Annotated in this window: 18 protein-coding genes; all 18 read left to right on the top strand. The window is 65.2% G+C overall.

The genetic code is table 11. From position 1 onward, the window contains the following. The first annotated feature begins 131 nt into the window (after positions 1-131). The 18 genes from lpxB to wecB all read left to right on the top strand — a co-directional run bounded on the left by lpxB (position 132) and on the right by wecB (position 18,566). Positions 132-1,265: a lipid-A-disaccharide synthase gene (gene lpxB, locus L4X63_RS14580; RefSeq protein WP_250679376.1), complete on the top strand. Its 1,134-nt coding sequence runs from the start codon at positions 132-134 to the stop codon at positions 1,263-1,265. 6 nt (positions 1,266-1,271) lie between these two features. Then, positions 1,272-2,990 (top strand): lipid A export permease/ATP-binding protein MsbA, encoded by a 1,719-nt coding sequence (gene msbA, locus L4X63_RS14575; RefSeq protein ID WP_250679375.1) that lies wholly within the window; start codon positions 1,272-1,274, stop codon positions 2,988-2,990. Between the two features lie 18 nt (positions 2,991-3,008). After that, positions 3,009-3,950 (top strand): lysophospholipid acyltransferase family protein, encoded by a 942-nt coding sequence (locus L4X63_RS14570; protein WP_250679374.1) that lies wholly within the window; start codon positions 3,009-3,011, stop codon positions 3,948-3,950. Beyond that, positions 3,943-4,671 carry a phosphatase PAP2 family protein gene (locus tag L4X63_RS14565; protein ID WP_350339192.1) on the top strand — a complete coding sequence of 243 codons (729 nt, stop codon included), beginning with the start codon at positions 3,943-3,945 and terminating at the stop codon, positions 4,669-4,671. The genes L4X63_RS14570 and L4X63_RS14565 overlap by 8 nt, the downstream gene beginning before the upstream one ends. Before the next feature lie 137 nt (positions 4,672-4,808). Beyond that, positions 4,809-6,140 carry a 3-deoxy-D-manno-octulosonic acid transferase gene (locus tag L4X63_RS14560; RefSeq protein ID WP_250679373.1) on the top strand — a complete coding sequence of 444 codons (1,332 nt, stop codon included), beginning with the start codon at positions 4,809-4,811 and terminating at the stop codon, positions 6,138-6,140. Next, positions 6,133-7,200 (top strand): tetraacyldisaccharide 4'-kinase, encoded by a 1,068-nt coding sequence (gene lpxK, locus L4X63_RS14555; RefSeq protein ID WP_250679372.1) that lies wholly within the window; start codon positions 6,133-6,135, stop codon positions 7,198-7,200. The genes L4X63_RS14560 and lpxK overlap by 8 nt, the downstream gene beginning before the upstream one ends. 130 nt (positions 7,201-7,330) lie before the next feature. Continuing rightward, complete coding sequence (locus tag L4X63_RS14550) at positions 7,331-7,498, top strand: Trm112 family protein (protein WP_250679371.1); 168 nt, start codon at positions 7,331-7,333, stop codon at positions 7,496-7,498. After that, on the top strand, positions 7,495-8,571 hold the full coding sequence (gene waaF / locus L4X63_RS14545; RefSeq protein WP_250679370.1) for a lipopolysaccharide heptosyltransferase II: 1,077 nt from the start codon (positions 7,495-7,497) through the stop codon (positions 8,569-8,571). The genes L4X63_RS14550 and waaF overlap by 4 nt, the downstream gene beginning before the upstream one ends. Before the next feature lie 25 nt (positions 8,572-8,596). Then, the gene (gene waaC, locus L4X63_RS14540; RefSeq protein ID WP_250679369.1) at positions 8,597-9,637 is read left to right on the top strand and encodes a lipopolysaccharide heptosyltransferase I; all 1,041 of its coding nucleotides are present in this window, start codon (positions 8,597-8,599) and stop codon (positions 9,635-9,637) included. Beyond that, positions 9,630-10,733: a glycosyltransferase family protein gene (locus L4X63_RS14535; protein ID WP_250679368.1), complete on the top strand. Its 1,104-nt coding sequence runs from the start codon at positions 9,630-9,632 to the stop codon at positions 10,731-10,733. The genes waaC (L4X63_RS14540) and L4X63_RS14535 overlap by 8 nt, the downstream gene beginning before the upstream one ends. Further along, positions 10,730-11,521, top strand: a complete 792-nt coding sequence (locus L4X63_RS14530; protein WP_250679367.1) for a glycosyltransferase family 2 protein — start codon at positions 10,730-10,732, stop codon at positions 11,519-11,521. Before L4X63_RS14535 ends, L4X63_RS14530 begins: the two co-directional genes overlap by 4 nt. Continuing rightward, positions 11,518-12,516, top strand: coding sequence for a lipopolysaccharide heptosyltransferase I (gene waaC / locus L4X63_RS14525; RefSeq protein WP_250679366.1), 999 nt, complete (start codon positions 11,518-11,520; stop codon positions 12,514-12,516). Before L4X63_RS14530 ends, waaC (L4X63_RS14525) begins: the two co-directional genes overlap by 4 nt. Further along, entirely contained in the window at positions 12,513-13,637 is a 1,125-nt protein-coding gene (locus L4X63_RS14520) for a glycosyltransferase family 9 protein (RefSeq protein ID WP_250679365.1), read from the top strand. The genes waaC (L4X63_RS14525) and L4X63_RS14520 overlap by 4 nt, the downstream gene beginning before the upstream one ends. Positions 13,638-13,640: 3 nt before the next feature. Then, complete coding sequence (locus L4X63_RS14515) at positions 13,641-14,963, top strand: glycosyltransferase (RefSeq protein WP_250679364.1); 1,323 nt, start codon at positions 13,641-13,643, stop codon at positions 14,961-14,963. Between the two features lie 6 nt (positions 14,964-14,969). Then, entirely contained in the window at positions 14,970-15,839 is an 870-nt protein-coding gene (locus L4X63_RS14510) for a DUF6492 family protein (protein ID WP_250679363.1), read from the top strand. Beyond that, positions 15,809-16,813 (top strand): glycosyltransferase family 2 protein, encoded by a 1,005-nt coding sequence (locus L4X63_RS14505; protein WP_250679362.1) that lies wholly within the window; start codon positions 15,809-15,811, stop codon positions 16,811-16,813. The genes L4X63_RS14510 and L4X63_RS14505 overlap by 31 nt, the downstream gene beginning before the upstream one ends. After that, positions 16,810-17,433, top strand: a complete 624-nt coding sequence (locus L4X63_RS14500; RefSeq protein ID WP_250679361.1) for a class I SAM-dependent methyltransferase — start codon at positions 16,810-16,812, stop codon at positions 17,431-17,433. Before L4X63_RS14505 ends, L4X63_RS14500 begins: the two co-directional genes overlap by 4 nt. Beyond that, complete coding sequence (gene wecB, locus L4X63_RS14495) at positions 17,430-18,566, top strand: non-hydrolyzing UDP-N-acetylglucosamine 2-epimerase (RefSeq protein ID WP_250679360.1); 1,137 nt, start codon at positions 17,430-17,432, stop codon at positions 18,564-18,566. The genes L4X63_RS14500 and wecB overlap by 4 nt, the downstream gene beginning before the upstream one ends. The last annotated feature ends 24 nt before the right edge of the window (positions 18,567-18,590 follow it).

Below are 18,590 nucleotides of genomic sequence, written 5' to 3'. Positions count from 1 at the left end.
TCCGGCGGCGGGAACTTCCCGCCCCGGCTTTGGCCTCGATCTGCTTTAACACGCCGGTTAGTTTTTAAGATTATTCTTATGAGCCCGGAGCGGGCAAAGGTAACGCTTTTTTGGAAACTGCTCGGACAGTGATGGTGGTAGCCGGCGAGGCTTCGGGCGACATGTACGGCGCCATCCTGGTGGAGCGCCTGCGCGCTCTCGACCCTTCGCTTCGTTTCTCCGGCATGGGGGGCGACGGCATGCGCCGCGTAGGGGTGGAGACCCTGGTGGACGCCAACACGATGGCTGTCATGGGGCTCGTCGAGGTGGTCGGGCACCTTCCCACCATCGTCAGGGGGTTCAAGATCCTGGAGCGCAGGATCCTCACCGAACGCCCGAAGCTCGTCATCTTCATCGACTATCCCGATTTCAACCTGCGGCTCGCCAAGGTGGCCAAGCGGGCCGGCGTCAAGGTGCTCCACTTCGTGAGCCCCACCGTCTGGGCCTGGAGAAGCGGCCGGGTCAAGGGGATCGGCAAGGTGGTCGACATGATGGCCGTCCTTTTCCCTTTCGAGGTCCCCTTCTACGAGAGGGCCAACGTCCCGGTCTCCTTCGTAGGGCACCCGCTTCTGGACATGGTCGCGCCGGCGGCGGGGCGGGGAGCGGCGCGGAGCGCCCTCGGGCTCGACGCGGGGCGCACCACCATCGGGCTCTTCCCGGGAAGCCGCCGCTCGGTCATCAAGAAACTCCTCCCCACCGTCCTCCAGTCGGCCGCCCTCCTGAAGGAGCGCCGCCCCGATCTCCAGTTCGTGCTTCCGCTCGCCTCCTCCCTGCGCAGCGAGGACCTCGCCCCCTACCTGGCTGCGGCCGGTTTCCCGGTCGCGGTGGTATCGGGGAGGAATCACGAGGTCATGAGCGCCTGCGACGCCGCCATCGCGGTCTCAGGCACGGTCACTCTCGAGCTCGCCCTGGTGGGGATTCCGATGGTGCTGATCTACAAGGTGGCCCCGTTGAGCTACGAGATCGGAAAGCGGGTCATCAAGGTGGACCACATTGGGCTTTGCAACATCATCTCCGGGAAACGGATCGTCCGGGAGCTGATCCAGCACGAGGCGGAACCTCCCGTCATCGCGGGGGAGATCGAGAGGATCCTGGACGACCGCGCCTACGCGGAGACGATGCGCGGCGAACTCGCCGACGTAAGGGTGAAACTCGGCAGCGGCGGCGCCCTGGACCGGCTGGCCCGGGTCGCCTTCAACATGTTGGAACACAAACAAGGAAGCTAAAGATATATGGGGAAGTTCGCTCGTCTGGTTGAATATTGCCGCCCGTACCTGTGGCGGATCATTCTGGCCGCCATCGGTTCCGTCGGCGTCGGAGGCATCGACGGTGCCATTACCTACCTGGTGGAGCCGGTCCTCAAAAGGATCTTCTCCGGTCAGGACCGGCAGATCTTCGTGCTGCTTCCCATCGGGGTGGTGATCCTGTACGCCATCCGCGGGATCTGCCGTTTCACCAACGACTACTTCATCCGGACCGCAGGGCAACTTGCCGTCCAGGATGTCAGGAACGACATCTACCGGAAGAACCTCCGCCTGAGTATCGGCTTCTTCCATCGCCACCCGACCGGGTCGCTCATGTCCCGCGTCATGACCGACGTCAACCTGATGCAGGACGGGGTGGGGAGCATCATCACCGGCCTCTTCCGCGACGGTTTCTCGGCGGTGGCCCTGCTCGGCATCGTCTTCTACCGCAACTGGAAGCTCGCCCTCATCACCTTCCTGGTCATTCCGCTGACCGTCTACCCCGCCTCCCGGCTCGGCAAGCTCATGAAGAACATGGCGCGCCAGGGGCAGGGGAAGATGGGCGATCTGGCGGCCATCCTGCAGGAGACCTTCTCCGGCATCAAGGTGATCAAGGCCTTCGGCCTGGAGAACAGGAAGCTCGAGCAGTTCAAGGAGTCCAATCGCGAGTTCTACTACTTCATGCGTAAGAGCATGAGGTACGAGGGGACCTCGGGGCCGCTGACCGAGTTCATCTCCTCCTTCGGGGTGGCGGCCGTCATCTGGGTGGGCGGAAGCAGCGTCATGCACGGCGAGATGACCGCCTCCGAGTTCTTCTCGTTCCTGACCGGTATGATCCTGGTCTACCGCCCGGTCAAGAGCCTCATAAACTCCTTCAACGTCATGCAGCGCGCGCTGGGTGCCGCGGAGCGGGTCTTCGAGATCATCGACGAAGTCCCGGAGATCGCCGATGCCCCCGGAGCCGTCGACCTCGGGCGGGCGAGCGGCGAAGTGGAGTTCCGCAAGCTCTCCTTCCGCTACGAGAACGACTGGGTGCTGCGCGACATCAACCTCAAGGCCAACAAGGGAGAGGTGGTGGCGCTGGTCGGCCCCTCCGGCGGCGGCAAGACCACGCTGGTGTCGCTCATCACCCGCTTCTACGATCCCACCGAAGGTGCCGTGCTGGTGGACGGGCACGACATCAGGACGGTGACCCTGAAGAGCCTCATGAATCAGGTAGCCCTGGTGGATCAGGAGACCATTCTCTTCAACGACACCATCGCCAACAACATCCGCTACGGCAACGAGCATGCGAGCGACGAGGCGGTGGAGAAGGCGGCCCGGGCGGCGTTCGCCCACGACTTCATCATGCAGCTTCCCCAAGGATATGAGACATCGATCGGCGACCGCGGCGTGCGTCTATCCGGCGGCCAGCGCCAGCGGGTCTGCATCGCGCGCGCCATCCTCAAGGACGCCCCCATCCTGATCCTGGACGAGGCGACCAGCGCGCTCGACACCGAAAGCGAGCAGATGGTGCAGGCTGCCCTCAACAACCTGATGGAAAACCGCACCACCTTCGTGATCGCCCATCGCCTCTCCACCATCACCCACGCCGACCGCATCGTCGTGCTGGACAACGGGACCATCGCCGAGATCGGCGACCACCACTCCCTGCTCGAGAGCGACGGTCTCTACAGCCGTCTGCACGGCATGCAATTCCGGGCCTAGCACGGTGGGGGACGCGTCGTGAAAGAGATCCGCTGGTACCTGGAAACAGCGCTATTTCTCTCCATCTCCTGGGCCGTATCGCGCATCCCGCACCGGTACGCCATGGGGTTCGGGCGCGGGCTCGGGAGGTTCTTCTACCGGATCCTCAAGAGAAGGCGCGAAATCGCCATCGACAACATCGAGAAGGCGCTCCCCTACCTGGAGCGTCAGCCCGGCTGGGCGGGGGGGACCCCGGAGGAGATCGCCCGCGAGACCTTCGAGAACCTCGGCCGCAGCGTGGTCGAGAACTGCCGGATCTATCACGGCCGCGGGCGCGACCTGATCGACGCGGTGCAGTTCCGCGGGATCGAGCACTACCACGAGGCGATGAAGAAGGGGAAAGGGGTGGTCTTCATCACCGCCCATTCCGGCAACTGGGAGCTCTTCGCGCTCGCCTTCGGCACCCGTTACCACGAGGCGTCGGTGGTGGCCAGGCGCCAGGACAACCGGCACCTGAACGCGGTGCTGGAAAGGATCCGCAAGACCTACGGCAACGGGATCATCTACAAGGAGGGGGCCATCCGCGGGATGTTCTCCCTCTTCAAGAAACAGGGAGTGGTGGGGCTTTTGATCGACCAGGCGGTGACTCCCGACGAAGGGGTGCTGATCGAGTTCCTCGGCCGCCCGGCCTGGGCGGGACGGATCGCCGTCCTCATCGGGCGCAAGGCCGGCACGCCGATGCTCCCCGCCTTCATCCACCGGGAGGGAGACACCCATATCATAACCATAAGCCCCGAGTATCGCCCCTCGGAAAATCCCGACCCCGAGCAGGCTGCCTACGAGGACGTCAGCGGCCTGCACGGCTTCATCGCGCGCTACGTGGTGGAGCATCCGTCGCAGTGGTACTGGATTCACAAGAAATGGAAACGGGCACCCGAACGGATGCCGCAGACGCAGGGCAGGGAGGCGGCCAGTGAGTAGGGCAAAGCTGCAGGATTTCCTGGTGCCGGTGGCGTTGCTGGTGATCGGCACGGCCCTCATCGCGATCACCGGTCTCGACATACGCATCGAGAGCAGTTTCTATCGGAACGGGGTCTGGATCGGGAAGGACCTCAACCCGTGGCGCTTCCTGTACCGGCACGGGGTCGCCCCCGCCTACATCTGCGCGGGGGTGGCGCTGGCGATTCTGGCGGGAGGCTACCTCAAGGCCAACCTCGCCCTCTATAGAAAGCGGGCACTCTTCGTGGTGCTCCTGCTGGTCATCGGACCGGGCCTTTTGGTCAACACGGTCTTCAAGGACCACTGGGGGAGACCGCGGCCGACCCAGCTGCAGATCTTCAACGGCAAAGAGATGGCTTCCTATCACCAGGTTTGGGAACGGGGCGAATCCGGCACCGGGCACTCGTTTCCCTCAGGCCACTCCTCGGCGGCATTCTACCTGATGTTTCCCTACTTCCTTCTGCGGCGCCGCTCGCCCGCCAAGGCCCGGCTGGCCCTGGCGGGAGGGATCGGGTACGGCCTCTTCATGGGGGTGGCGCGCATGGCGCAGGGGGGGCATTTCCCGAGCGACGTCCTGTGGGCGGGAGGGATCGTCTACCTGACCGGGGTCGCGCTCTACCACCTGCTGGGAATGGATGAGGATGCCGTGCCGGTGCCGTCGGGCTCGGCGGATCTGGCGGCCGGGGAAGCTTCGGCTGACTAAGGGACGGCCAAGCCTCCATCCTTCTCCTCTCGTAAAGACTCCCTCACCCGCTCTTCGGGTACCCGCTCCCCTGCAAGGCGGGGGATGCCTGTACAAGGGGAGGGGCGAGGGCTGAAAAAGGCAAAGGGTTCAACCGGATGATCCGTTTCTTCTACAACCTGCTCCTCTGGCTGCTGCTGCCGGTCATCGCCCTTTACCACGCCTACCGCTCGGTCAGCCGCGGGAGGAGAATGGCCTTCGCCGAAAGGTTCGGCTTCATTCCCGCTTCCGATCTCGACCGGGTCCGCGGCGCCGAGGTCCTCCTGGTCCATGCGGTATCGGTGGGGGAGACCATCGCCGTCCTTCCCCTTTTGAAGGCGCTCAAGGCCCGCTACCCCGGCAAGCGGGTGGTGCTTTCCAACGGCACCGAGACCGGCCGCTCCGTCGCCCTCAAGAGCGGGGTCCCCGACCTCTGCATCTACTTCCCCTTCGACTATCCCTTCGCGGTTGCCACCATGCTCGAGCGCCTCAAACCCCGGCTGGTGGTCATCATGGAGACCGAGATCTGGCCGAACTTCAACCACCACGCCGCCCGCCTCGGCATCCCGGTGGTGCTCGCCAACGGCCGCATCTCCGACCGCTCCTTCGGACGTTACCAGCGCCTTTCCTGGTTCTTCGCTCCCGTCCTCCGCACATTCTCCGCCCTCTGCATGCAGACCGCCCAAGATGCCAGCCGCATCATCGCCATCGGCGCTCCCGCCGGGAAGGTGTCGGTCGCCGGTAACCTCAAGTACGAGATCCCCCTGCGGGAAATTTCCGCCGCGCAGTCGGCCGCCCTCAAGGCGGAATACCGGGTTCCCCCCGAGGCCTTCGTCTTCACCGGCGCGAGCACGCACCCGGGCGAGGAGGAGCTGGTCCTCGACGCCTACCAGGCGCTTTTGGCCGCAGGAGGGGATAACTTCCTGGTGCTGGTCCCGCGGCATCCCGAACGGGCAGCGTCGGTAGCGGAACTGATCCGCAAGCGGGGGCTCTCCTTCCGGTTACGCAGCTCCCTCGTCACCGGCGTGCCGGCCGCCCGTCCCGGCGAGATCCTCCTGCTCGACACGGTCGGCGAACTGATGAAGATCTTCTCCCTCTCCGACCTGGTCTTCATGGGGGGGAGCCTGGTCCCCACCGGGGGGCACAACCCGCTGGAGCCCGCTTCCTGCGGCGTTCCCGTGCTGTTCGGTCCCCACATGGAGAACTTCCGCGAGATAGCCGCCGGCTTTCTTTCCTACGGCGCCGCCCTCAAGGTCGCCGACGGCAACGCGCTCTCCGAACAGGTGGTGACGCTCGCCCGGGACGCCGAGCTCAGGCAAACCATCGGGGGGCAGGGGTTGAAGATCCTCCAGGACAACTCGGGCGCCACCGACCGCCACCTCGCGGCCGTCGACCGCTGTCTGAACGAGCGGACGGCCAGCGAAGCCGCACAAGGGAGGACCCGTGGCTGATCTCGCTACCTATTTCAAAGAACTCGTCGCGGGAGAGCGCAAGGGGGCTAAAGACCGCCTGCTGCTGGCTGCTCTGCGACTCGCCGCCCATCCGTACGGAGCCATCCTCTCCGCGCGGGCCCTCGCCTACCGCACCGGGCTTCTGCGCTCCTACCGGCTTCCCCGTCCCGTGATCTCGGTCGGCAACGTCACCCTGGGGGGGGCTGGCAAGACCCCGATGACCGCCCACCTCGCATCGATGCTTATCGGGAAGGGGCTGCGGGTGGCGGTGCTTTCCCGCGGGTACGGCGGTTCGGCCGAGGGGACGGTCAGGATCGTCTCGGACGGCAAGCGCCTTCTCGCTACACCGGAAGAGGCGGGGGACGAGCCGTGCCAGTTGGCGAGGAAGGTGCCGGGGCTCATGGTGGTGATCGGCTCCAACCGCTACCGGGCCGGTCAGCTGGCCATGAAGGAGCTCAACCCCGACGTCTTCATCCTGGACGACGGTTTTCAGCATCTGCGGCTCAAGCGTGACCTGAACCTGCTCCTTGTCGACGCGGCCAAGCCCTTTGCCGACGGCCACACGCTTCCCGCCGGTTTCTTAAGGGAAGGGAAGGGTGCCTGCCGCCGCGCGGACCTGGTGGTCTACACCCGCTGCGGAGACCTTCGTCCCGACCTCTTTCCGGACCGGCCGAAGATCTGGACCGATCACACCCTCACCGGCATGGTTCCCCTCGAGGGGGGCGAGCGGGTGGAGTTCGCGTCGCTGCAGGGTAACCGGGTGACCGCCTTCTCGGGGATCGCCGATCCCGCCGCCTTCTTCGACCTCCTGGAATCCTGCGGTGTGCGCCTCATCGCTGCCCTTTCCTTCCCCGATCACACATCCTACGGCGAGGAGGAGCTGGCTGCCATCAAGCGGCTCAAAGACGCCTCCCGCTCCTCGGTACTCATCACCACCGAGAAGGACGCTATCAAGCTCGCGGATCATGCCACCTCATTGGCTCCCGTGCTGGTTGCACAGCTCGATTTGACGAGCGACGACTGGTCGCCGCTGGATCAGGCAGTGAAAAAACTGCTTTAATAAAGCGGTGCAACTGTGGCAGAATGCGCCGATATGTGTAATCCGGCCGCTGTGGCGTTTTTCATGGGAGTTTCCTGTCAATAGGCTTCTCTCTCAAGCCAGTGCCCCCCGCTGAACAACTGGAACAACAATGGCAATACCCAAAGCCTTACGAGACATACTTGCCTGCCCGAACTGTCACGGTGCCCTTGCCGAAGGTGACGGCCACCTTTGCTGCCCTGCCTGTTCGCTGCGGTTTGCGGTGCGGGAGGGGATCCCGGTCCTGCTCCCGGGCGAGGCGGAAAAAGAGCGGCCGTGAAAAGAACAGTAGAGCACGCAAAGATCAATCGGATCCTGGTCCGGGTCACCAACTGGATCGGCGACGCCGTAATGAACACCCCGGCCCTGCTGGCCATCCGCGAGAGCTTCCCGAAGGCCCGGATAACGGTGCTGGCCACCCCGCAGGTGGCCGGTCTCTTTTCCGCGCACGAGTGGGTGGACGAGGTGCTCGTCTACGACAAGAAGGGGCGCCACGCCGGTTTTGCCGGGAAGCTGAAGATGGCGGCCGAGCTCCGTTCCCACCGCTTCGACCTGGCCATCCTCCTTCAGAGCGCCTTCGACGCCGCGCTGATCGCCTGGCTGGCGCGGATCCCTCGGCGGATGGGCAACAAGAGCGACGGCAGGGGATTCCTCCTCACCCACGGCTTCGATCACCGACCGCTCGGGAGCGAGTTGCACCACACGGAGAACTACCTCCGGATGCTCGAGTATTTCGGGATCGTGGGGAGCGTCAACCGGCAGCTCCTCTGCGTCAGCGACGAAGAGCGGGCAGCGGCGGCGGAGAGGCTCGCCGCGGCAGGCATCGCACCCGGCGACTTTCTCATCGGGGTCAATCCCGGTGCCGCCTACGGCTCCGCCAAGCGCTGGTATCCCGACCGTTTCGCCGAAGCCGCGGCCACCCTGGCAAAGGAGTGGAACGCCAAGATCCTGGTGCTGGGCGGCCCCTCCGAGGCGGAGATAGCCGGTGCCATCGAGAAGGATCTCGGCGGGAAATGCCTCAACGTCGCGGGGACCACCACCCTGCGCGAGCTGATGGCGCTGATCGCCCGCTGCAACTTCTTCATCAGCAACGACTCGGGGCCGATGCACATCGCGGCCGCCTTTCACGTCCCCCTGGTGGCGATCTTCGGCTCGACCGATCACCGGACGACCTATCCCTTCTCCGACAACAGCGTGGTGGTCAGGAAAGATACCGACTGTGCGCCGTGCCTCTTGCGGGAATGCCCGACCGACCACCGCTGCATGACCGCGGTCACCGCGGGGGACGTGGCCGCCGCGGCGCGGCGGGTGCGCGAGCGCGCCGAGCGGCGCCAGGAAGTTACTTCTACCTAGAACCTGGACCGGTTTTCGAACTCTTATGCGCGTACTTATAGTCAAGGCGTCCGCCTTGGGAGACATAATCAACTCACTGCCGCTGCTCGATTACCTGAAGCAGGCCAGCTCCGGGATCGAGATCGACTGGGTGGTGGAGGAGCAGTTCAAGGAGATCCTGGAAGGGAATCCTCTCCTTGACCAGCTCCACGTGGTGCGGACCAAGGTCTGGCGCAAGAAGCCGTTCGCCCGCGAAACCTGGCGCGAGATCGGCGAGCTGAAGGGGATCCTGCGGGAGCGGAACTACGACCTGGTCTTCGACATCCAGGGGAACCTCAAGAGCGGCATCATCACCTGGTGTACCGGCTGCCCGGACCGGATCGGCTTCGAGAAGGTTGACCTGCAGGAGTCGGTGAACGCCCTCTTCACCACCCGCCGCATTCCGCTCAGGAGACAGGACTACCACGTCACCGAAAAGTACCTGCGGCTCGTCAGCGTCCCCTTCGCCAAGGACTTCCGGGCCATGATCCTCACCTCGACTATCGAGACCTCCCCGGAGGACGACGAGCGGGCGGAGGTGCTCTTGGCGACCCTCTCGGACGGGCTGGTCTTCCTCTTCCAGTACGGGACGACCTGGCAGACCAAGTTCTGGAGCGAGAAGAGCTGGATTACGCTGGGCCAGGAGGTCCTCTCCTCCTTCCCCGACTCCACCATCCTCTTCCCGTGGGGGAACGATTCCGAGCGGGAGGCGGTTACCCGGATCGCGGCAGGGATCGGACCCGGCGCCCGGGTGCTCGACCGTTACAGCCTCAAGGGGCTCACCGCCCTCATGAAGAAGGTCGACCTCGTGGTCGGCGGCGATACCGGACCGGTTCACCTCGCGGCCGCGGTGGGGACCCCGACGGTCTCCTTCTACCGGGCGAGCGACGGCAAGTCGAGCGGCCCCCGGGGAGCCAACCACGTGGTCATCCAGTCGCCCATGCACTGCACCCGCTGTTTCAAGACCAGCTGCGACAAGGATGCCCAGTGCCGCGACAGCATCAAGGTGCAGGCGGTCCTGGCCGCGGTGGAGAGTCTCCTTGCCTGACAAAATGAACCCGCTCCACATCATCGAGCCGACCCTGTCGGGCGAAGCCGGTCACTGCCGGAGTTTCCTCGATAGCGTCGTGGACGCCCCCGGGGCGCCGGTGGAGATCACCGTCTGGGGCGGGCGCGGCGCACAGCTCTCCGAAGCCGCCGGTGTTACCGTCCGCCGTCACTTCTTCCGGCGGGTGCGCAGGGTCCAGGAGTTTTTCCTGCTGCGGCGTCTTTTGAGAAAGGGGAGCCGCGTCTTCATCGCCACCGCCGGGCGCGTCGATCTCGCGCTGGTCGATAAGGCGGCCAGCGGACCGGTTCCCCCCGGACGGGTCTTCCTCTTTTTCCACTGGGTGCGGGCCGACGAGGCAAAACTCGCCTTCTTCAGGAAGATGGCCGCGAAGCACCCCGAGCTGGTCATCATGGGACCCACCAAGAGCGTGGTCGACGTCTTCGCCGGGTGCGGGTTCCGCCACTGCCACGTGGTCCCCTACCCGATCACTCCGCGCAAAGAGGACGCGCCGGCCGCCGCTCCCTTCCGGCACCTCTTGTTTGCGGGCGCGGCCCGCTCCGACAAGGGGTTCGGCCGGGTGGTGGACCTGGTCGCCCTGCTGCGGGAACGGGGGAGGGATCTCCCGGTCTCCATGCAGACCTCGGCGGCCCACTACGACAAGTTCGACGACGAGACCAAGGCCGACCTCGAGCGGCTGGCCGGGCTCGCCTACCCGAGCCTCCGGCTTACCCCCGAGACCCTGTCTCAGGAAGCCTACTTCGATACCTTCCGCGGTGCGGTCTGCCTGCAGCCGTACAACCCGGTGGACTTCGCCGACCGCATCAGCGGGGTGACCCTCGACGCGCTCTCCAGCGGAGCTCCGGTGGTGACGCTGGCCGGGACCTGGATGGCGCGGGTGGTGGAGCGCTTCCAGGCGGGGGTGGTGATCGTGAAGCCGACGCCGGAAGAGCTCCTTAGCGCGGTGGAGACCATCCTCGCCGACTACCCCGGCTATCACGAGCGGGCGCGCCAGGGCGGCCTCGCCCTGCAGCGCGAGCACAGCGCGGGGCACCTCCGCGGGCTCCTGCTTGGCGACGGCAACGGGGGGCGGGGATGAGCGAGCGCCGCCTTTTAAGCGCGATCCTGATCGCCTGCAACGAGGAGAAGCGGATCGCGCAGTGCCTGGAGAGCCTCTCCTTCGCCGACGAGATCGTGGTGGTCGATTCCGGGAGCAGCGATGCGACCAGGGAGATCGCCCGCCGCTATACGGACCGGGTCTACGAGGTCGCCTGGCGCGGCTTCGGACCGCAGAAACAGGCGGCGGTGGAGCTTGCCAGCCACGACTGGGTCCTGAACGTCGACTGCGACGAGCGGGTGACCGCCGAGTTGCGCCGCGAGATCGAGGAGCTCCTTGCCTCAGAAGGCGAGCTGGCCGCCGCTTACCAGGTGCCGCGGCGGACCTTCCTGGGAGACAAGGAGATCCGCCACTGCGGCTGGTATCCCGACCGCACGACCCGCCTCTTCGACCGGAAAAAGGCGCGTTTCGGCGAACAGATGGTCCACGAGTCGGTGGCGGTCGACGGCCCCATCGGGCGGCTCAAGGGGCACCTTTTGCACTACTCCTTCGTCGGGCTGGCCGATCTCCTGGTCAAGATGAACCGCTACACGGACCTCTCCGCCCGCCAGCTCGCCGAGCGGGGAAAGGTTGCCTCCTGGTACGACCTGACGGTGCGGCCGTCCGCCGCCTTCGTGAAGACCTACCTGGTCAGGCTCGGCTTCCTCGACGGCGCGGAAGGGCTCGTGGTCTCGGTCGCCAACGCCACCAGTACCTTCGCCAAGTACGTGAAACTGAGGGAGCTCAACCGCGCCGGGCGAAGCGGCCAAGGGAAAGGGGAGGAGAGGTGAGGATCGCCATCGTTCGACTCTCCTCGCTGGGAGACATCATCTTCTGCATGGCCTGCCTGCAGGTGATCAGGCGCCATCTGCCCGGCTCTTCCATCACCTGGTTCGCCGACAGCAAGTTCGCCGACATCCTCGATCACCAGCAGGATCTCGACCGGGTGGTGAAGGTGGACTTGAAGGGGCTCAAGCGCTCGTTCTCGTGGGGAAAGCTCAGGAGCGAGTACCGGCAGATCGCCGACAGCGGCCCCTTCGACATGGTGATCGACCTGCACGGGATGCTGAAGTCGGCCCTGATCGCCCGCCGTATCGGCAGAAAGACCGCCGGGTTCGCCCGCGACGCCGCCAAGGAGCCGTTGGCAACCGTCTGCTACGACCGGACCTTTTCGCTCCCGCTGGAGATGAACACGGTCCTTCGCTACACGAAGCTCGCCGCCTCCGCCCTCGACATCACCTTCGACGAGAGTGAGTTGATGGAGAAGGAGCCCTTCCTCTTCTATGCCGAGGAGGACCGGGAGGCTTCCCGCGAGTTCTTCGTGAAGGAGAAGAAGAACGTGATCCTGGTGGTCGGCTCCACCTGGGAGTCGCGCAACTATCCGAAGGAAAAGTTCCTGACCGTCGTCGAGGGGCTTGAGGAGAACGTGCTGGTCTGCCACGGAAGCAAAAAGGAGTACGAGACCGCCTGCTGGCTGGCCGAGCGCTCCCCGAAGGTATCCGTGTTGCCGAAGCTCACCATCAACCAGTTGAAGGCCGCCATCAGCCAGGCCGACCTGGTGATCGGCGGGGACACCGGGCCGACCCACATCGCCTGGGCCAACAACGTCCCGTGCGTGGTGCTCTTCGGACCGACCCCGGCCCACCGCATCTACCCCGGAGCCACATGCCGGATCATGAAATCGAGCTCGGTGGTCCGCGAGGAGAGCCTGGACAAGAACGATTTTTCCATCCGGGAGCTGAAGGAGGAGGATATCCTCTCCCACGCCCGTGAGCTTCTCGCATGATGACCCCGGCCCCCAAGAGCATACTGATCGTGAACATCCGCCTGATCGGCGACGTGATCCTCACCACGCCGCTCATCGGGCTTTTGCACGAAGCCTACCCCGAGGCCGCCATCGACCTGCTGGTGGACCGCGGCACCGGCGAGTACCTGGAGCGGGACCCGCGGGTCCGGAAGGTGCTCTACCGCGAGAAGGGGAAGCGCGGCGGCGGATACCTCGGAACGATCTTCCGCAGCTACGACCTCGCCATCAACCTGAACGCCTCCGACCGCGGCAACCTGGCGGTTCTTTTGGCGGGGAAACGGATGCGGGTCGGGTTTTACGACGGCAACGCCCCCGGAAAGGACTTCTGGAAGAAGCTCCTTTTGGAACGGGCGCTCCTTTTGCCGACCGAGACGCACACGGCGCGCACCTGCGCCCTCATCGCCGAGACCCTGGGGATTTCCGCCGGACGGCTGGAGGTCAAGGTCTGCTGGAACGCGGACGACGAGGCGAAGGTGCTCGGTCTCCTTGCCGGGCGCGGAGTCTCGGGGCGCTTCTTCGTCGTGCATCCGTTCGCGCGCTGGATCTACAAGTATTGGCGCTCCGAGCGCTTTGCCGAGCTCTCCGACGCGGTACACGAGCGCTACGGCCTCACCCCGGTCTGGAGCTGCTCGCCGAGCCCGGCCGAGAAGGAAGAACTCCTCCGCCTGGCCGGCCTCTGCAAGACCAGGCCGGTGCTCGTCGAGGGCGAGCTCAACCTGAGCCAGCTGACCTTCCTTTTGTCCCGGGCCTCGCTCTACCTCGGGCTCGACACCGCCATCAGCCACCTGGCGGCCAGCGTCGGCGTCCCCATGGTCGCCCTCTACGGCCCCACCTTCACCAAGCGCTGGTTCCCCTGGAACAACAAGGGGGGGATCGACCAGCGGTGGGGGACTCCGGCCGAGCCGGGGAGCGGCCACTGCATCGTGGTGCAAAAGGAGATGCCGTGCGTTCCCTGCGGCCTGGCGGGTTGCGACGACACGGGGCAGAAGGAGAGCCCCTGCCTGATCGCCGTCACCCTGGACGAGGTGCTGGAGGCGGTACGGCTGCTGGAACCGCTTTTTGCCGAGGAAGCGGCCCCGAACATTTCCCCTGAGGAGTAACTCTTGACCGATAGCAGCAAGGACAAAGCGACCGGCCGCACGTGGCTGGTGATCTCCCACGCCTTCAACATGGACGGCAGGGCGGCCAGCCTGACCATCACCGACAAGATCCCCTTCCTGATCAGGCACGGGATCACCCCGGTGGTGGTGAGCGCCCAGACCGGCGTGCGCGACCAGGTGGTCGAGCATCACCAGGTCCCCGCCATCTCCCCGGCGGGCCTCAAGTTCGACCTGCGCCACATCCTGAAGAAGCACTTCAAGAACCAGCTGGCCTACAAGGTGGTGAAGTCGGTGGTGGCCGTCGCCATCCTCCCCTTCTTCATCCTGGAGCGGGCCTTCATCCAGCTGGAGAGCCAGTGGTCCTGGTTCGTGATGGCCTACGTCAAGGGGGCCGAGCTTGTGAAGACCCATCGCCCGGAGCTGATCTATTCCACCGGCGGCGCCAACTCGGCCCATCTGGCCGGGTACCTCTTGGCCAGGAAGTTCGGGATCCCCTGGATCGCCGAGCTCCACGACCCGATGATCCACGGCGACTGGCGCGGCTCCCGCATGGCCTACCGCTGGGCCGCCTGGCTGGAGAGGCTGGTCTCCCGGCACGTCTCGGCCGCCTGGTGGTTCACCGAAGGAGCGCTCGCCCGCGCCAAGGAGCGCAACCCTGAGCTTGGCGAGCGGGGGGTGATGATCATTCCCGGCGTGGGGCAACCGGAGTTCGGCGATACCGTGTACGCCAAAAGGGAGAAGCTCCACATCGGGCACTTCGGCTCGCTGGCCGAGACGCGCAACATGGCGGTGGTGATCGAGGCGCTCCACAAGCTGTTCGAGCGCCGTCCCGAGTACCGCGGCCTCATCCAGATCGACGTCTTCGGCTCCCGGCTCGATCCCATCTCGAAGAAGGCGCTGGAGCGCTTCCCGCTCCCCGGCGTCATCGTCGAGCACGGGCGGCTGGAGGCGGACCCGGCGACCGGCAAGAGCGGACGCCAGCAGGTCCTGGAGGCCATGCGGCGCTCCGACCTCCTCCTGCTTCTGCACGGCAGCGACCCGTTCTGCGAGGAGTACATCCCCTCCAAGTTCTTCGAGTACCTCTGGACCAAGCGGCCGATCCTGGGGCTTATCTGGCGTAACCCCCAGCTGGAGCGGATCTTCGCCGAGCGGGGGCTGCAGGCGGTCAACGCCCTGGACGTGGACGGGGTGACCGAGGTGCTGGCCGGGACGGTGGCGCGCTGGCAGCGTAACGAGCTCGCCGACCGCGAGGAGGCCTACGCCTTCACGGTGGAGGACGCAGTGGACAAGATCGTCGCCTTGGGCGAAAGCGTCATCGGGAGGTAGGCGGCGATGGATACCTTTGTCCTTTACTGCAAGTCCTACCGAAACGACGTCCTCCGCGCCCGCGTACTGGCCGAGAGCGTGGCGCGCTTTAACCGGGAGGGCCTCCCCTTCTACATCTCGGCGCCCGAGGCCGATCTGCCGCTTTTCAGGGAGAAGCTGGATGGCCTTGCCGTCACCCTGATCGCCGACGAGGAGATCCTCGCGGCCAACCCCCGCCACCCGGTGAAGCTGATGGAGGAGCTCCCGGGCGGGCTCATGCAGCAGATCGTCAAGTCCGAGTTCTGGCGGCTCGGGCTCTGCAAGAACTACCTGATGCTCGACTCCGACTGCTACTTCATCCGCGACTTCGGGATCGCCGACTTCATGCTCGACCCCGACACCCCGTACACGGTCATGCACGAGGGGAAGGATCTCCTGGAGTTCGCCGCCCGCAAGGGGATGAAGAAGATCAGGGAGTACTACGTGAAGGACCGGGTGAAGGCCCAGAGCTTCTTCAACCGGCCGGGCCGCCACTACAATTACGGCCCCATTCCGACCATCTGCTCGGCGGCGGTCTGGGAGGCGCTGGCCGTCAACTACGCCGAACCCCGCAACCTCAGTTTCGCGGACCTGATCGGGCTGTCGCCCGGCGAGATGCTCTGGTACGGTGAGGCGATCCTCGCCTATGCCCCCATCCGCCTGGTCCCGATCGAGCCGCTTTTCAAGGTGTTCCACTACAAGGAACAGTACGAGGAGAGTGTTGCCCTGGGGGTGACCGAGGCGATATTGGCGGAAGACTACCTCGGCGCGATACGTCAATCGAACTGGGACCGGGGGCTCGACCTGGTCCCCAAGAAAAGGCGGACATGGAAAACGCTGTGGCTGAAAAAACGGTGATCCCCGGCCGGGCCAGCATCATCCTGGTGAGCTACAACTCGCTCTCTGGGACCACCGCGCCCTGCCTGGAGAGCGTTTTCGCCAATACCGATTACCCCGACTACGAGGTGATCGTGGTGGACAACAACTCCTCGGACGGAACCCCGGGGTACCTTCGGGAGCTCGCCGGGCGGGAGCCGCGCCTCAAGCCGATCCTCAACAGCGTGAACCGCGGGTTCGCGGGGGGGAACAACGACGGACTGAAGGTTGCCACCGGTGAGTTCCTGGTGCTCTTGAACAACGACACCCAGGTGGGCCGGGGGTGGCTGACCGAGCTGGTCAGGCCGCTTCGCGAGGATCCCACCGCAGGGCTCGTCGGCCCGGTTTCCAACGCCACCGGCAACGAACAGGAAGTGTGGGTCGAAAGCGCCTCCCCCAAGGAGATCCTCGGCCAGGGCGCGCTTTGGGTCGGGACCGGACGGAGCGAAGCGGTCTCCATGGAGCGGCTCTGCTTTTTCTGCGTGGCCACCAGGCGGGACGTGGTGGAGCGGGTAGGGGGGCTGGATGAGGCCTACGGCCTCGGCTTCTACGAGGACGACGATTACTGCCTGCGGGTCCGCAGGGCAGGATTCACCCTCCTCCTCAACGAAAACGTCTTCATCTACCACCGTGGCAGCGGTTCGTTCAGCGCCATGCCCGGCACCACCAAGAAACTTTTGAAGGCCAACCGGAAGCTTTTGGAACGGAAGTTCGGCATCCGGCGCTACCGCACCACCCACCCGCGGGAGCGCCACCTCGAGCTGATCGCGCAGGCTCTGCAGCGGTTGGCCTCGGGACAGGACGATACCACCCTGTACCGGGTGGAAAACCGTCTCAAGAAGGCGGAGCTCCTGCGGCCGCGGGGATTCTGGAAGCGGCTGCGCTTCGATTACCAGTTAAAATCACTCAAGCGGAAGCTTGCCGGCTGCCGTGTCGATCTGACGGAGGGTGTATGAGGGACGATTACTACGGGCTGCTGCGGCCGGAGATCCTGGAGATGATCCCGGCGGGATGCCGTTCGGTGCTGGACGTCGGATGCGGTTCCGGAGCTCTGGGTGCCCACCTGAAGCAGACCGGGGTCAAGGAAGTCTGCGGGATCGAAATTTTTCCCGACGCCGCCTCGCAGGCGCGCGCGGTGCTGGACGAGGTGGTTGAGGGGAACCTCGAGCAGGTGGAGCTCCCCTTCCGGCCCGGACAGTTCGACTGCATCATCTGCGCCGACGTCCTCGAGCACCTCGTCGACCCCTGGGCCATGGTCGGCAAGCTCAAGGCCTTGCTGGCACCGGGCGGCTGCATCGTGGCGAGCCTCCCCAACGTCGGCTTTCACCGCGTAGTGCGGGGATTGATGAAGGGGCAGTGGCGTTACGGCGATGCGGGTATCCTCGACCGGACCCACCTCCGTTTCTTCACCCTCCCCGGAGTCGAGGAGCTCTTCACCGGTAACGGCATGTCCGTCGAGGCGATCTCCCGCAAGGTTGACGGCGGATGGAATATCAAGCTATTGAACGTGATGATGTTCAACCGCATCAAGGAGTCGCTCGTCTTTCAGTACGTGGTGAGGGCACGCCAGTCATGATCACTGTTCTCTCCGTCTTTGGCACCCGCCCGGAGGCCATCAAGATGGCCCCTGTGGTCAAGGAGTTGGAAAAGCACCCGGAAACCATCCGGAGTATAGTCTGCGTCACCGCGCAGCACCGCCAGATGCTCGACCAGGTGCTCTCGCTTTTCGACATCAGGCCGGACTACGACCTCGACATCATGAAGCCGGGGCAGGACCTCTTCGACGTGACCTGCCGGGTCCTTCAGGGCTTGAAGCCGGTGCTCGAGAAGGAGCGCCCCGACCTGGTCCTGGTGCACGGCGACACCTCCACCACCATGGCCGCTTCGATCGCCTCCTTCTACTTCCGCATCCCCGTCGGGCACGTGGAGGCGGGGCTGAGGACCCAGGATAAGTTCGCCCCCTTCCCGGAGGAGATCAACCGGCGGGTGACCGGGGCGGTAGCCGACCTCCATTTCGCCCCCACCGAGACCTCGCGGAACAACCTGCTGCGGGAAGGGGTTGCCGACGGCTCGATCTATGTGACCGGGAATACCGTGGTGGACGCGCTCCTCTCCGTCTCTCACAAGATAGAGAGCGACCCCGGTCTGCACCGCCAGTTCGAAGAGACCTTCGGTTTCCTGGACCCGGCGAAGCGGCTCGTGCTGGTTACCGGGCACCGCCGGGAGAACTTTGGCGCCGGTTTCGAGGAGATCTGCCGGGCGCTGGCCGAGCTGGCCACCACCCATCCGGACGTGGAGATCCTCTACCCCGTCCATCTCAACCCGAACGTCCAGGAACCGGTGCGCCGTATCCTCGGGGACGGCACCCTTGCCAACGTCCATCTCATCGAGCCGGTAGATTACCTCCCCTTCGTGTACCTCATGAACCGGGCCCACCTGATCGTCACCGATTCCGGTGGCGTGCAGGAGGAGGCGCCGTCCTTGGGGAAACCGGTACTGGTGATGCGGCATACCACCGAGCGCCCGGAGGCGGTGGAGGCGGGAACCGTGAAGCTGGTCGGCACCGACCGCGGACGGATCGTCGCCGAGACATCGCTGCTGCTGGATAACGAGGAGGCCTGGCGCGCTATGAGCCTTGCCCACAATCCCTATGGGGACGGCATGGCCGCCCGCCGGATCGTCGAGGTGATCGCCGGACTTAAAAAGTAGGCGGAAAACTCTCGCTGTGCTATC

The organism is Geomonas sp. Red32 (assembly GCF_023652955.1).
Classification (GTDB): Bacteria; Desulfobacterota; Desulfuromonadia; order Geobacterales; family Geobacteraceae; genus Geomonas.
Note: the sequence above shows the minus strand (reverse complement) of the source record. Positions and strands in the feature narration are given on the sequence as shown.